The following is a 14223-nucleotide window of genomic DNA, read 5'->3' as shown; positions in this document are numbered from 1 at the left end:
AACTGGTTCCAGTATAGGTGCGGCGCAGCAGCCGAGTGGATAAGTAATTGCCCTAAATGATTCTCAGTTAGACCGGACCCCGGGTCCGGGTTCCGTCCGAGGAGAGCTCCATGCAGGCCGCTTTGTTCCGCATCTCGTGGGTGTTCGTCGCCATCACCCTCCTCGCCGCCGGACCCGTGCGCGGCGACGGGCCGGAAGGCCTGGCCGCGCTGATGCATGCCCTCCAGACCCACGCCCACAAGCTGCAGCTCTCGGTGGCCGCGCGCAATCGCGAGCTGGCGTATTTCTACGTCCACGAGCTCGAGGAAACCACCGTGGCGATCGCCATCGGGATCGAGGAATACGACGGTTACCCGGTCGGGGCACTGACCCGCGAGATGCTGCTGCCCGCGGTGGAAGCGCTGGAAGCGTCGATCAAGGCGGGGGACTGGGAAACCAGCGATGCCCGCTTTGCCAAGCTGCTGAAATCCTGTAATGCCTGCCACCTGGTGGCTGGCCATGGTTTCATCCGCATCGCGCCGGCGGAGGGCAATCCCTTCGCCCAGGACTTCAGCGCCCGCGACTGACACGGGACCCCGGGGGCGCGCATCCGGCCCCCGGGGTTTTTCCGGGTGCCCTTATTGACCGGTCGGCCAGTTAATACTATTGTTCGAACCATGAACAGCCCCACGGGTACCCGGGACCCAGACCAGACCCGGGAACGCATCCTCGACGCCGCGTACAAGCTCTTCGTCGACAAGGGTTTCGCCGCCGTCAGCATGCGGGACCTGGCGGAAGAGTCCGGTGTCACCAAGAGCCTGATCCATCACCATTTCGGCAGCAAGGAAGCGCTGTGGGAGCTGGTGAAGGAGCGCGCCATCGAGGCCTACGCCAAGGGCCAGGTCGCCGAGCTGGAGGCCGCCGAGGAGCCGGGCCCGCAGCTCCTGCACGACTCCATTGAGCGCTACTTCCGTTTTCTCCAGGAACACCCGGAAGTGGCGCGATTGTTTGCCTGGACCCACCTGGACGCGGACCAGAGCTGCGGCAAGCTGGACGCCGAGCTGGTCCGCCTGGGCGCCGAGCGGATTCGCCAGGCCCAGGGCCGTGGCCTGCTCCGGGCCGACGTCAACCCGGCCAACGTCGTGACCCTGTTCGTCGGCTGCTGCACCCACTGGTTCCAGGCCCGGGCGCACCATGCGCACTGGCCCGGCGTAGGCGACGACGAGGAATTCCTCGACGACTTCCTGAAGATCGTCATGGGGGGCCTGCTGCCGCGCGACGGGAAGGAGGGCTCATGAACGCGAGGGTTCCGTCCCGCGGCTGGTGGGCGACGCCGGCCCTGCTGGTGCTTGCCGCCCTGGCGGCGGGCTGCAATGGCGACAACGGGCAGCCCGCGCCCGAAGAGCCCGGCGCACACCTGAGCCCGGTGCGCGTCGCCGCGGTCGAACTGGTCCGTGACGAACAGAGCCTGCGGCTTCCCGGCATGTTGCGCGCCAAGCGACGCGCCCAGCCTGCCTTCCTGCAACCCGGCTACCTGGCCGAGCGCCTGGTGGCGCGCGGCGACCAGGTGGCAGCCGGCCAGGCGCTGGCGATCCTCGCCAACCCGGCGCTGGCCCCCACCCTGGACGCGGCCCGCGCCCGGGTCCGCGAGCTGGACGAACGGCTGGTGCAACTGGAGGCGGACTACGAGCGCGCCGTGAAGCTCCACCAGCGCGGCCTCGTGCCGACCGACGAGCTGGACCGGGCACTGGCCGCGCGCAACGCTACCCGCGCGGCACGCGAGCAGGCGGTGGCGGGGGCAGCGGAAGCGCGCGAACAGGTGGCCGAGGCGACCCTGCGCGCGCCCTTCGACGCCGTGGTCGGCGACCTGCTGGCCGAACCCGGGGATTTCGTTGCGGCGGGCCAGCCGGTGCTGGTCCTGTCCGGCACCGGCGCACTGGAAATCGAAATCAGCCTGCCGGAAGGGCTGTCCGGGCGGCTGAGTACCGGCCTGCCGGTGGAGGTTCGCAGCCTGGCGTCCGGCCAGGTCCTGCCGGGCGTGATCCGGGAGTTCGGAGTCGCTCGCGCCGGCCGGCTGGCGCCCGCCATCGTCGAACTGGCAGAACCGGCAATTGCGGCGGCAGGCTGGCAGCCCGGCCTGTCGGTCCAGGTGACCGTGGCGCAGGGTCCGGTCGAAGCCCTCGCCGTGCCGCTCGCCGCAGTGGTGGATCCCGGCACCGGCCGTACGCGCGTCTACAAGGTGGTGGACGGCCGCGCGCAGCAGACACAGGTGGAGGTCGGCAGGCCGCTGGGCAACCGGGTCGAAGTGCGGGGCGCGCTGGCGGCCGGCGACCAGGTGGTCGTCGCCGGCCATCACCACCTCCTCGATGGTGACCGGCTGAGGGTCCTGCCCTGAACCTGATCATCGCCAGCATCGAGCGGCGGCGGCTGGTCCTCGCCCTCGTGCTCACGCTCTCCCTGATCGGGCTGGCGTCCTGGCTGGGCATGAACCGCCAGGAGGATCCATTCTTTCCCTATCGCTTCGGCCAGGTGCACGTCAGCTGGCCGGGTGCCGACGCCGAGCAGGTCGAGCGCCTGCTGCTCAACCCGCTGCAGGAAGAGATCGCGCAGGTCGACGAGGTCAACGAGCTGCGCGGGATCGCGCGGCTCGGCTTCGCCCAGATCGTGGTCGGCATGCACGACCATGTCTACGACACCGAGGAGGTCTGGCAGCGGGTCCGCGTCGCCATCGAGCGGGCCGAGCGCGACTTCCCGCCAGGCGCCGGCCGGCCGGAGCTGTTCGACCGCATGATGGACACCGAGGGCATCGTGCTGGTCGTGACCGGCAGCGACGACCTCATGGCGCTCACCGAGGCGGCGCGCGCGCTGCGGCGGGACCTCTTTCGCGTGCCCGACATCGCGCGTATCGAGCTGCTGGCCGATCCCGGCGAGCAACTGGTCGTCAGCATCGACCCGGCGGCCGCGGAAACCCGGGGGCTGGATGCCGGGACCCTCGGCACCCAGCTGGCCGCGCGCAACGTCACCATGCCCGGCGGCCTGCTGAGCCGGGACGGGCGCTCGGTGGTGCTGCGGCCGCGCGCCGATTTCGCCAGCCTGGAAGAACTCGCGGGGACGCCGGTCCGGCTGCCCTCCGGCGACCTCGTGCCGCTGGGCGACGTGGCGGCGCTGTATCTTGAGCCCGACGATCCTCCGACCGAGCGGATGTGGTTCAACGGCCGGCCCGCGGTCGGGCTCGGCATCGTGATCCCGGAGAACCGCCTCAATGCCGTGCGCTTCGGCGAACGCGTGCGCGCGGTGGTGGACGAGGTGCGGCCCGGTTACGCCCCGCTGGAAATCCACGAAATGTTCTACCAGCCGCGGTGGGTCGAGGACCGGCTGGCCGAGCTGGCCCGCTCGCTGCTGCTCGGCATGGCGGTCGTGATCCTGGTGCTGCTGCTGTTCATGGGCCCGAGGCTGGGCCTGACAGTGGCCGCCGTGCTGCCGCTGGTGACCTTGTCCTCGCTGGCGATCTACGCCATGGGCGGCGGCGTGATGCACCAGATCGCCGTGGCCGGGCTGGTCATCGCCCTCGGCATGCTGGTCGACAACGCCATCGTCATGGTCGAGAACCTGCAGTGGCACCTCGACCAGGGCCGCGGCAAGCGCGAGGCGGCGATGCTCTCGGTGCGGGAACTGGCCGGACCGCTGGCCGCCGCCACCGGCACCACCCTTGCGGCCTTCATGCCCCTGCTGCTCTCGCAGGGCAATACCGCCGACTTCACGCGCGGCATCCCGATCCTGGTGATGCTGACCCTCGTGGTGAGCTACCTCTACGCCGTGTTCGCCACGCCGGTCATGGCGACGGTCATCCTCCAGCCGCGCAGTGGCGGCTCCGGGCTGCGCACCCAGGCGCTCGGCGCCTTCCTCGGCCGCGTGGCGGTGCGCCGGCCCGGCTGGACGCTCGCCATCGCGGCGCTCCTGGTGGCCGGGGGCGTGTTGCTCAGCGACCAGCTGCAGCGCGACTTCTTTCCCAGCACCGACCGCAACCAGCTCATCATCGACCTGCGCTTCCCCGAGGGGACCGAACTGGAGTACACGGCGCTGCAGGCCAACCTCATGGCCGACGAACTGGCGCGCCGCCCGGAGGTCAGCGACGCCCACGTCTTCGCCGGCTCCAGCGGTCCGCGCTTCTACTACAACCTGATGAAGATCCCGAACTCGCCGCACCTCGGCCGGATCGTGGCGATCACCGGCAGCGACGAAGACCTCCCGGCGCTGATGCACTGGGTGCGGAGCTACGCCCGGGCCCGCGTGCCGGACGCGCATGTGACGGCCAGCCGGCTGGGCCAGGGCCCGCCGGTGGATGCCCCGGTTGAAATCCGGGTCTTCGCCGAAGAGCCCGCCCAGCTGGTGGAGGCCACCGAAAAGGTGATGCGCCAGTTGAGGGAAACACCCGGCGCCATCGACGTGCGGCACACGCTCGGCACCGGGCTGGCCACCCTCCGGCTCGATATCGACGATGCCGCGGCCGCCCGCCTCGGCCTGTCCCGCACCGACGTGGCGGCAGCCCTGGCCACCGCCACGCTGGGCCGCGAGTTCTCGACCTGGCGGGTGCAGCGGGAACCGCTGCCGATGATCATCCGCGCGCCCGAGGGCCGCAATTTCCCGCTCGAAGGGCTGGCCGGCCTGCCGCTGGTGCTGCCGGACGGCGGCACCGTGCCGCTGGGGCAGGTGACCCGGACCAGCCTGGAATGGAAGCCGGCGGTGATTCGCCAGTGGGACCTGCGCCGCATGACCTCGGTGCTGGCGGAAACCGCCGACGGCTACACCTACGACGAGGTGATCTCGCTGTTGTCGCCGCGACTCGAGGCGCTCGGCCTGCCGCCGGAGGTCCGCCTGGTGTTCGGGGGCGCCGCGGAGGAAGCCGGCGAGGCCAATTCAGCACTGTTCCAGACGCTGCCGATCGGCGTGCTGATGCTGCTCGCCTTCCTGCTCTACCAGTTCAACTCCTTCCGCCTGATGGCCATCGTGCTGGTGACCGTGCCGCTGGCGGTGGTGGGCGTCACGCCGGGGCTGCTGCTGACGGGCCAGCCGTTCAGCTTCACGGCCATGCTCGGCATGGTGGCGCTGGTCGGCATCGTGGTGAACAACGCCATCGTGCTGATCGACCTGGTGCGGCGCCTCGAGCGGGAATACGCGGACCGGGCCGAGGCGATCGTCGCCGCGGTGGCCCGGCGCACGCGGCCGATCCTGATGACGACCGCAACCACCATCGCCGGCCTGCTGCCCCTGACACTGACCCAGTCCACGCTGTGGCCGCCGCTGGCCTGGGCGATCATTTCCGGCCTGCTGGCTTCCACGCTGCTGACGCTGGTGGTGATCCCGGCGCTGTACCGGCTGCTGATGGGCGGGGCGCGCCCGGCGCCGGCGGCTCAGGACAGCGTGTAACCCTGTTCGCGGAACAGGCGGAGACAGGCGGCCACCACCGCCGGGTCATACCGCGTCCCGGCGCCGGAAGCGATCTCCGCCAGCGCGTCCTCCAGGGCCCGCGGCGGCCGGTGGGGCCGATGGCTGCCCATGGCCTCGACCACGTCCGCCACCGCGATGATCCGCGCCTCCAGCATGATGGCGTCGCCGCGCAGCCCGTCCGGGTAGCCCGAGCCGTCCAGCCGCTCATGGTGCTGCAGCACGATGTCCGCCAGCGGCCAGGAGAAATGGCTCTTGCGCAGGATCTCGCTGCCCTGGCGGCTGTGCGTCTTGACGATCTCCATTTCCATCGGCGTCAGCCGCCCCGGCTTGGCCAGCACCTCGGCGGGCAGCGCGAGCTTGCCGACATCGTGCACCAGCGCCGCGACGCGCACGCGGTCCTGCAGCTCCTCGCCCAGTCCCATCTCGGCGGCGATCGCCCGCGCCAAGTGCGAAACCCGGCGCTCGTGGCCGGCGGTGTAGGGGTCGCGCATCGAGACGATGGTGTTCACCACCTCGATGGTCGCCAGCATGTTGTCTTCCAGGAACCTGAGGTGCCGGGCCTCGCGCTCCTCGTGCGCCTTGCGGCGGAGCAGCCCCCAGGCGCTCTCCGCCAGCAGGCGGACCTCCTCCACGTCCCGGTCGCCGTAGGGCGTCGGCTTGTTGCCCACCCCAAGCACCATCACCGGCCGGCCCTGCTCGAGTACGGGCACCGCGAGGTGCCGCTGCAGCGGCGTGTGCCCCGCCGGCAGGCCGCGCCGGTAATCCTCGGCGCGCAGCTCGTTGTGGACCACCGGCTCGCCGCGGCGGACGCAATCGGCCCAGATCCCGGCGTGCTCGAGGGAATAGTGGCTCTCGGCCTGCATGCCGCAGGACGCCAGGGTGCGCCCGGTCCAGGCCGCGAGCCGGATGCCGCCGCCCTCCTCCACCACGTGCAGGTAACCGGCCTGGCTTTCGGTGAGCTCCTCCGCCAGCTCGGCAGCCCGCAGGCCGACGTTGAACTCGTCGAGCTCGGGCGCTTCTTCATGCAGGATCAGCAGCGCGCTGATCAGGGCGTAGCGGTCAGGAGGGGACAGGCTGGGATCGAGCATCGTGTGTGGTCCGCCTTGGAAGCACCGCTCACCCGTCGTGGCGGGTGATGGTGGCTACGGGTGGGCTCGAACCACCGACCTCAGCATTATGAGTGCCGCGCTCTGACCGACTGAGCTACGTAGCCCCTGAATTCGCGCCCGCCGGCGCAGGTCCCGGGAGGGCCGGAAATTCTCCCCGCGCGCCGGAAGCGTGTCAAGGCGCGGCAAGCGGCGGGCGGTGGCGCGCCGGTGTGAGCTTTGCGCAAGCCTTTTGGTTCACATAGCATACATCAATGGCGCGGTGACCGCGCCGTTGGAGATTCGCGCCATGCGACTGACTTACTTCAGCGATTATGCATTTCGCGTCCTGATTTACCTGGCCCTGAACCCGGACCGGCGTTGCACCATCAAGGAGATCTCGACCGCCTACGGCATCTCGCGGGCCCACCTCATGAAGGTCGTCAACACCCTGGCGCGGGCGGAACTGGTGGTCGCCCAGCGCGGACCTACCGGCGGCCTGACGCTGGCGGTGCCGCCGGAAGAGATCCGGCTGGGCCAGGTCGTGCGTCAGACTGAGGAAGATCTCGCCCTGGTCGAGTGCTTCCGGCCCGACAACGCCTGTCGCCTGACGCCCAGCTGCGCGCTCGCCGGCGCCATCAGCCGGGGCCTGAAGGCCTTCATCGCAGAACTGGACCAGCAGACCCTGGCGGACATCGTGCGGGGCCAGGAAGCGCAGATGCGATCGCTGCTGGTGCAACCGGCGCAAACGCGCCGCTAGACGTTGAAGCGGAAGTGCATCACGTCGCCGTCCTGGACGACGTAGTCCTTGCCCTCGACGCGCATCTTGCCGGTTTCCTTCGCCTTCGCCTCGCCGCCGCAGGCCACGTAGTCCGTGAAGCTGATGGTCTCGGCGCGGATGAAGCCGCGCTGGAAATCGGTATGGATCTCGCCTGCGGCTTCCGGCGCGGTCGAACCGATCGGCACGGTCCAGGCGCGGACCTCCTTCGGGCCGGCGGTGAAGAAAGTCTGCAGCCCGAGCAGCTTGTAGCCGGCGCGGATGACGCGGTCCAGGCCGGGCTCCGCCAGGCCGAGCTCGGCGAGGAACTCGCCCTTGTCGGCCTCGTCCAGCTGGGCGATCTCGGCCTCGATGGCCGCACACACCGCCACCACCTCCGCGCCTTCGAGGGCGGCGATCGCGCGCACGGCTTCGAGCTGCGGGTTGTCCCGGAAGCCGTCCTCCAGCACGTTCGCGATGTACAGCGTGGGCTTGGCGGTCAGCAGGTGCAGCTCGCGGAGCATGGCGCGTGCCTCGGCCCGCAGGTCCAGCGACCGCACGGGCTGGCCGTGGTCGAGATGCTCGGCGACGCGCGCCAGCAGGTCGCGGCGGGCCAGGTCCTCTTTCTTGCCGGTCTTGGCCGCCTTCACCGCGCGCTCGAGGTGGCGGGTGACGGTCTCGAAATCGGCCAGCACCAGCTCGAGGTTGATCACCTCGATGTCGCCGACCGGGTCCACGCGGCCTTCCACGTGCACGACGTCGGGATCCTCGAAACAGCGCACCACGTGGGCGATGGCGTCGGTCTCGCGGATGTTGGCCAGGAACTGGTTGCCGAGCCCCTCGCCCTTGGAAGCGCCCCGCACCAGCCCGGCGATGTCCACAAACTCGATGGTGGTCGGCAGGACCTTCTGCGGCTTGGCGATCGCCGCGAGTTCCTGCAAGCGCGGGTCCGGGACCGGCACCACGCCGACGTTCGGATCGATGGTGCAAAACGGATAGTTCTCGGCCGCAATCCCGGCGCGGGTCAGGGCGTTGAACAGGGTGGACTTGCCGACGTTCGGCAGGCCGACGATTCCGATACGGATGCCCATGGGCCTACTCCGGGGCCTCGGGCCCTGGTTGGGGTTCGGCACGCGGCGCGCGCGTGTGCAGACGATGCATGGCCGGCTGCTCGCCGCGGCCGAGCAGGATGGGGATGACGTCCGCCGCCTCGGTCACGGCCTCGCGGATCGACGCCTCTTCCTCGCGGGCCGGGCGCCGCAGCACGTAGTCGATGACCTCGGCGCGATCGCCGGGATGACCGATGCCGAGCCGCAAGCGCCAGAAGCCCGGGCCGAGATGGGCGACCAGGTCCCTCAGCCCGTTGTGGCCGCCATGGCCGCCGCCGAGCTTGAGACGTGCCGTGCCCGGCGGCAGGTCGAGGTCGTCGTGCGCAACCAATACCTGCTCGACGGGGATCTTGAGGTAGGCCGACGCCGCCTGCACGGCCTGGCCGCTGCGATTCATGAAGGTCTGGGGCTTGAGCAGCAGCACGTCGGCGCCGCCGACGCGACAGGCGGCTACCTCGGCCGCGAACTTGCGCTCGGCCCGGAAGTTGCCGCCGTGGCGCTGCGCCAGCAGGTCCACCAGCCAGAAACCGGCATTGTGGCGCGTGTCGGCATAGTCCGGCCCCGGATTGCCGAGGCCGACGATCATGCGGATCGGGGCGCGGGTGCTCATCGCCTGCTGTCCTCAGCGTGGCCGGGCGGGTCCCGGGCCGCCCGCAGGCGGCCCGGAAAGCCCGGGAACGGCCGTCGCGGAGGTCAGTCCTCCTCGGGCTCGCCCGTAGTCGTGGGCACTTCGCCTGGCGGCGTCTCGCCCTCGCCTTCGCCCTCGCCCTCGATCTCTTCCTCGCGCCGCGGGCGATGGATGATGAAGACCGGCTGCTCGAGCATTTCCTCGCCGCCGTAGATCGACACGCCCTCGGGCAGCGCGACCTCGCCCAGCGTCAGGGCGACTTCGAGCTCGAGCTTCGACACGTCGACGTCGATGTACTCGGGCAGGTGCTTCGGCAGGCAGGTGATCTCCAGCTCGGTCATGACGCGCGAGACCACGCCGCCGCCCTTGACGCCCGGCGCAGTGTCCTCGCCGAGGAAATGGAAGGGCACCGTGACCCGGATTTCCTCGTCCTCCAGCACGCGCTGCAGATCGACATGGAGGACCTGGTTCTTGTAGGGATGGCGCTGCACGTCCTTGAGGATGCACGGCTGGGACTTGTCGCCGGTCGTGACCGTCAGGATGCTGGAAAAGAAGGCTTCGTTCTCCAGTTGGTGCAGCAGGGCGTTGTGATCCAGCGCCAGGGCGCGGGGATCACGGTGGGCGCCATACAGGATGGCAGGCACCTTGCCGGTCCGACGCAGGCGGCGGCTCGCACCCTTGCCCTGGTCTGGCCGGTCTTCGGCAAACAGCTCGAATTTCTGGCTCATTGGTTTTCTCCAAGTAACAACACACACGGCGGCGCGGGCCCGCGACCAGGCTGGCGCGCATACCGACCCGGCGTTCCGACCCCGGAACGCCGCTTCCGGGCTGCTCAGTCCACGTAGAGCGAGCTGACGGATTCCTCGTCGCTGATCCGGCGCATGGTCTCGGCCAGCATTTCCGCCACGCTCAGCTGGCGGATCTTGCTGCTGGCCCGCGCCGCCTCGGACAGCGGGATGGTGTCGGTAACCACCAGGCCGTCGAGGAGCGAGTCATTGATACGCTGCACCGCGGGGCCCGAGAGCACCGGGTGCGTGATATAGGCGTAGACCCTGGCGGCGCCCTGCTTTTTCAGCGCGGCCACGCCCTGGCACAGCGTGCCGGCAGTGTCGATCATGTCGTCCACCAGCAGGCAGGTCTTGTCGCGCACGTCGCCGATGATGTGCATCACCTGGGCCTCGTTGGCCCGCGGCCGGCGCTTGTCGATGATGGCCAGGTCCGCGTCGTCCAGCCGCTTCGCCAGCGCGCGGGCGCGGACCACGCCGCCGACGTCCGGGGACACCACGATCATGTTCTCGTAGCGCTGCTTCCAGGCATCGTGCAGCAGCACCGGCGAGGCGTAGACGTTGTCGACCGGGATGTCGAAGAAGCCCTGGATCTGGTCCGCATGCAGGTCCACCGTCAGCACGCGATCGACCCCGGCGTGGGTGATCATGTTGGCGACCAGCTTGGCCGAGACCGCCACGCGCTGGGCCCGCGGGCGCCGGTCCTGGCGCGCGTAGCCGTAATAGGGAATGACTGCCGTGATGCGGGCGGCCGAGGCACGCCGCAGCGCGTCGACCATCACCAGCAGCTCGAGGATGTTGTCGTTCACCGGCGGGCAGGTCGGCTGGACGATGAACACGTCCCGGCCGCGCACGTTCTCCAGCACCTCGACGGACACTTCGCCGTCGCTGAAGCGGCCCGCCTGCAGCTTGCCGAGCGCGAAGCCCAGGTGGCGCGCAATGCTCTCGGCCAGTTCCCGGTTGGCATTCCCCGAGAACACCGCCATGTGACCTACTTCGTTAACCACGCCTGCCTCCCATGGGGCCGCACCTGAATGGTTCCGGCGCCGACCCTGCGCGCCGCGAGATTGGCTGGGGTGGGAGGATTCGAACCTCCGCATGACGGGATCAAAACCCGTTGCCTTACCACTTGGCTACACCCCAGTCGCCTGTCCAAACCCGGGGCCGGCCTCGCCTGGCTTCAGCCGGCGCCCACCCGGGCCAGCAACGGGCTCGCCGCCACGCCACGCGCCACGAAACCCGTCCAGCCATCCGGCAGCTGCGCCAGCACCCCCTCGGCCGCCGCTGCCGTCTCGAACCGCGCAAACACGCAACCGCCGGTCCCGGTCAGGCGCGCCCCGTCGGGGGACCGCGCCGCCAGCCAGTCCAGCGCCGTCCCTACCTCCGGGTACAGGCGCCGCACCACGGCTTCGCAATCGTTGCGTCCACCGCTCGAAACAAAGCCCTTAATTGTCGTTTCCGGGGTATCACGTGTCAATTCAGGGTGCGCAAACACGGCCGCAGTGGAAACCGCGCAGCCGGGGCAGACCACCAGGTAGCAGGCCGGCGGCAATTCGACCAGGGTCAGGTCCTCGCCCACCCCCTCGGCCCAGGCGGAGCGCCCGTGGACGAACACCGGCACGTCGGCGCCGAGCTCCAGCCCCAGGGCCGCCAGCCGGTCGGCAGGCCAGTCCAGCCCCCACAGGCGGTTCAGCGCGACCAGGACCGTGGCGGCGTCCGAACTGCCCCCGCCGAGACCGCCGCCTGCCGGGATGCGCTTGTGGACGCGGATGTCCGCCCCGAGCGCGACGCCGGCCGCCGCCTGCAGCCGCCGCGCGGCCCGCACGGCCAGGTCGGCCTCCGGCGGCACCTCCGCCAGCCCCGCCGAGCGCGAGATCACCCCGTCGGCGCGCGGCTCCAGGACGATCTCGTCCGCGTAGTCGAGCAGCTGGAAGACGGTCTGCAGGCGATGGTAGCCGTCGGGCCGCCGCCCGGTGACGTGGAGGAACAGGTTCAGCTTGGCCGGCGCCGGCCACGCCGGGCTCATCGCCGCGCCGTGGCGCCGCCGCCCGGGATGTCCCAGCGGTCCGTCATGACGCGGATCCGGACCTGGCCGCGTTCCATGTCGAAGCGGCGCGGCAGGATCAGCCCCTCGCTCTCGCCGAAGCTGTCGTAGCGCACCAGCCAGCCGGCCTGCTCCATGCTCTCCAGCAGGCCGTCCGCGCCCGGCACCTCGGTCGCCGGCAGCGCGGGGTCGGACACGCCGAGAATCCAGTAGCGCATGCTGTGGACCGGCAGGCTCCAGCCGAACCGCTCCGTCATTTCCTGTTCCGGGTCGCGCAGCAGGAACTCGTCGCCGGAGGTCGTCTTGACGCGCAGCTGGTCCAGGTCGCCGTGGATCCGGAAACCGCCGAAGCCGAAGGGTCCCCGGAAGCGGAAATCGACGATGTCGTCGTTCTGCTCCCACGATACCGTGCCGCTGTAGCCGCGGCTGCCGGTATTGAGCGCCAGGCGCCCTTCCATGCGGAATTCCTCGATGTCGCGCAGCATGTCCCGTCGTTCCAACCAATTCACTCCCGGCGCCGGCGCCCGGTCCGGCGGCCCTGCACAAGCCGCGGCCAGCGCGGCGAGGACCGAGATTATAAGAAACCGCGCGCCGCCGGCGGCAACGCCGCGCCAGTGTACTGCAAGCCGCAGCATGATCAGGGGTCCAGCCGGCCCATGGTATCGCGCAGGATGCCGCTGTCCGGGAACTCGACCAGCGCCGCCAGCCAGACCTCGCGCGCCTCGTCGATGCGCCCGAGGCTCCACAGGACCTCGCCCAGGTGGGCCGCGATCTCGGGGTCATGCTGCAGCTCGAGCGCGCGCTCGAGGTACGGCAGCGCCTCCTGCGCGCGCCCGAGGCGGAACAGCACCCAGCCCTTGCTGTCGAGGATGGCCGGGCTGTCGGGCTCGAGCTCCAGCGCCCGGCCGATCAGCGCCAACGCTTCGTCGAGCCGCCCGGTCCGGTCCGCCAGCGTGTAGCCAAGGGCGTTCAGCGCGGTCGGGTCGTCGGGCCGCAGGCCGACGATATGAGTGAAGTCCTCGACCGCGTCCTCGATCCGGTCGAGCTCGACCAGCAGCAGGCCGCGGGCGTAGCGCAGCCCGACGTCATCCGGTTCCCGCGCGAGGAGCTCGTCGTAGACCGGCACTGCGTCTTCCGGGCGGCCCAGGCGCGCCAGCAGTTCCGCCCGCGCCACGCCGAGCTGCGCCGCGGTGCCGGGGTTGCGCTCGGCGAAGCGCTCGAGGTGCTCCAGCGCCAGCTCGGGGCGTCCCATCTGCACCATCAGCAGCGCCAGCCTGACCTGTGCGGTCAGCAGGTGCTCGCCGCCGTCCATGCGAGCGTACAACTGGGCCGCCTGCTCGGTCTGGCCTTCCTGCTCCAGCAACCCGCCGAGATAAAACAGTGCTTCGTTGCGATACTGGCCATGCGCCAGCAGGGTCATGAAGGCGGCCTGGGCGGCGTCGGCATTGCCGGCGTGGAATTCCAGGAAGCCGAGCGCCCGCAGCGCTTCCGGGTCAGCCGGGAACTCCTCCAGCAGCGCCTCGAGCAGCACGCGCGCCTCCGCGGCGCGGTCCGCGTTGATCAGGATGGTCGCGCGTTCGAGGCGGTACTCGCGGTCGCCGGCGGCCGGGTGCGCCGCGAGCCATTCCAGCGCCGGCTCGACGTCCCCGGCCGTGGCCAGGACCCGGGCATACAGCAGCCCCGCCTCGGCCCAGTCGGGATCCAGCTCCAGGGCCCGCTCGGCCGCGGTTCGCGCCCGGTCCAGTGCCCCGGCACGCAGGGCCAGGTATGCCTCGGCATAGGCGCCGCTCGGATCGGCGGGATAGCCCGCAGCCGCCGTCGCCATCGCTGCCAGGGCGACCTCCGGGTCGGATCCCTCGCCCATCAGCGGCAGCAGCGCCAGGAAGGCGCGCCCGCCCTCGCCGCCGGCAGCCCGCAACCGCGCCAGGCCCGCCGCGGCAGCTCCGGCCTCGCCCAGCGCCAGCCGGGCGCGCACCAGCAGCCTGACCGGATGCAGCGAATCCGGAGCCAGCGCCGCCCAGCGCTCGGCTGCCTCGGCGGCCTCGGCCGGCGTCCCGTAGGCGCCCGTGTAGCGGGCCGCCCGCTCCGCCAGCTCCGGGTCGTCGCTGACCCGGGCAGCGCGCAGGAACTCCGTGGCGGCCAGGGCGGGACGCTCCCGCTGCAGCGCCAGTTCGCCCATGAAGACGTGGTACTCCGGCTCCCCGGGCGAGCCGAAATCCGGCGCCTGGTCGACCGCCGGCGGCGGGTCCGGGACGGGGGCGGCACAACCGGCCGCAAGCAGCAGGAGGAACGGGATCAGTAGTCTCATGGCCTGGGGGGCGGGCTATCGGAAAGCCACTATACCGCAGTAAAACCCGGCTCCGTGAACATGCGCAGCTTGTCACCACA

Annotated in this window: 13 protein-coding genes and 2 tRNA genes; 5 read left to right on the top strand and 10 right to left on the bottom strand. The window is 70.6% G+C overall.

What is annotated here, in order from left to right:
• Nucleotides 1-110: 110 nt before the first annotated feature.
• The 4 genes from G6N75_RS11780 to G6N75_RS11765 all read left to right on the top strand — a co-directional run bounded on the left by G6N75_RS11780 (nt 111) and on the right by G6N75_RS11765 (nt 5406).
• Nucleotides 111-566: a hypothetical protein gene (locus tag G6N75_RS11780; RefSeq protein ID WP_165348557.1), complete on the top strand. Its 456-nt coding sequence runs from the start codon at nt 111-113 to the stop codon at nt 564-566.
• Nucleotides 567-656: 90 nt separating this feature from the next.
• Entirely contained in the window at nt 657-1277 is a 621-nt protein-coding gene (locus tag G6N75_RS11775; protein WP_165348556.1) for a TetR/AcrR family transcriptional regulator, read from the top strand.
• Nucleotides 1274-2374, top strand: coding sequence for an efflux RND transporter periplasmic adaptor subunit (locus G6N75_RS11770; protein ID WP_165348555.1), 1101 nt, complete (start codon nt 1274-1276; stop codon nt 2372-2374). The genes G6N75_RS11775 and G6N75_RS11770 overlap by 4 nt, the downstream gene beginning before the upstream one ends.
• Complete coding sequence (locus G6N75_RS11765) at nt 2371-5406, top strand: efflux RND transporter permease subunit (RefSeq protein WP_346765532.1); 3036 nt, start codon at nt 2371-2373, stop codon at nt 5404-5406. The genes G6N75_RS11770 and G6N75_RS11765 overlap by 4 nt, the downstream gene beginning before the upstream one ends.
• On the opposite strand, the gene G6N75_RS15140 is transcribed toward G6N75_RS11765, so the two are convergent.
• Nucleotides 5391-6515, bottom strand: a complete 1125-nt coding sequence (locus G6N75_RS15140) for an HD domain-containing phosphohydrolase (protein WP_206203096.1) — start codon at nt 6513-6515, stop codon at nt 5391-5393. The two genes, G6N75_RS11765 and G6N75_RS15140, sit on opposite strands and share 16 nt — an antisense overlap.
• Nucleotides 6516-6563: 48 nt before the next feature.
• Nucleotides 6564-6640: transfer RNA gene (locus tag G6N75_RS11755), tRNA-Met, on the bottom strand.
• 182 nt (nt 6641-6822) lie between these two features.
• Between G6N75_RS11755 and G6N75_RS11750 the strand changes: the two genes are divergently transcribed.
• Nucleotides 6823-7272: an Rrf2 family transcriptional regulator gene (locus G6N75_RS11750; RefSeq protein ID WP_165348553.1), complete on the top strand. Its 450-nt coding sequence runs from the start codon at nt 6823-6825 to the stop codon at nt 7270-7272.
• On the opposite strand, the gene ychF is transcribed toward G6N75_RS11750, so the two are convergent.
• The 8 genes from ychF to G6N75_RS11710 all read right to left on the bottom strand — a co-directional run bounded on the left by ychF (nt 7269) and on the right by G6N75_RS11710 (nt 14143).
• Nucleotides 7269-8360, bottom strand: coding sequence for a redox-regulated ATPase YchF (ychF, locus tag G6N75_RS11745; protein WP_165348552.1), 1092 nt, complete (start codon nt 8358-8360; stop codon nt 7269-7271). The genes G6N75_RS11750 and ychF overlap by 4 nt on opposite strands.
• Nucleotides 8361-8364: 4 nt before the next feature.
• Nucleotides 8365-8988 (bottom strand): aminoacyl-tRNA hydrolase, encoded by a 624-nt coding sequence (gene pth, locus G6N75_RS11740; RefSeq protein ID WP_165348551.1) that lies wholly within the window; start codon nt 8986-8988, stop codon nt 8365-8367.
• A gap of 83 nt (nt 8989-9071) precedes the next feature.
• Complete coding sequence (locus tag G6N75_RS11735; RefSeq protein WP_165348550.1) at nt 9072-9734, bottom strand: 50S ribosomal protein L25/general stress protein Ctc; 663 nt, start codon at nt 9732-9734, stop codon at nt 9072-9074.
• 104 nt (nt 9735-9838) lie between these two features.
• Nucleotides 9839-10777, bottom strand: coding sequence for a ribose-phosphate diphosphokinase (locus tag G6N75_RS11730; RefSeq protein ID WP_165348646.1), 939 nt, complete (start codon nt 10775-10777; stop codon nt 9839-9841).
• An 82-nt stretch (nt 10778-10859) separates the two neighbouring features.
• Nucleotides 10860-10934, bottom strand: a tRNA-Gln gene (locus G6N75_RS11725).
• Between the two features lie 37 nt (nt 10935-10971).
• Nucleotides 10972-11817, bottom strand: a complete 846-nt coding sequence (ispE, locus tag G6N75_RS11720; protein WP_165348549.1) for a 4-(cytidine 5'-diphospho)-2-C-methyl-D-erythritol kinase — start codon at nt 11815-11817, stop codon at nt 10972-10974.
• Nucleotides 11814-12470 carry a lipoprotein insertase outer membrane protein LolB gene (gene lolB / locus G6N75_RS11715; protein WP_165348548.1) on the bottom strand — a complete coding sequence of 219 codons (657 nt, stop codon included), beginning with the start codon at nt 12468-12470 and terminating at the stop codon, nt 11814-11816. The genes ispE and lolB overlap by 4 nt, the downstream gene beginning before the upstream one ends.
• Nucleotides 12471-12472: 2 nt before the next feature.
• Nucleotides 12473-14143: a tetratricopeptide repeat protein gene (locus G6N75_RS11710; RefSeq protein ID WP_165348547.1), complete on the bottom strand. Its 1671-nt coding sequence runs from the start codon at nt 14141-14143 to the stop codon at nt 12473-12475.
• Nucleotides 14144-14223 lie beyond the last annotated feature (80 nt).

The sequence above is a fragment of the Thioalkalivibrio sp. XN8 genome (assembly GCF_011058255.1).
Lineage (GTDB): Bacteria > Pseudomonadota > Gammaproteobacteria > Steroidobacterales > XN24 > XN24.
The sequence above is the reverse complement of the archived record's forward strand: the minus strand, read 5'-3'. Positions and strand labels throughout refer to the sequence as shown.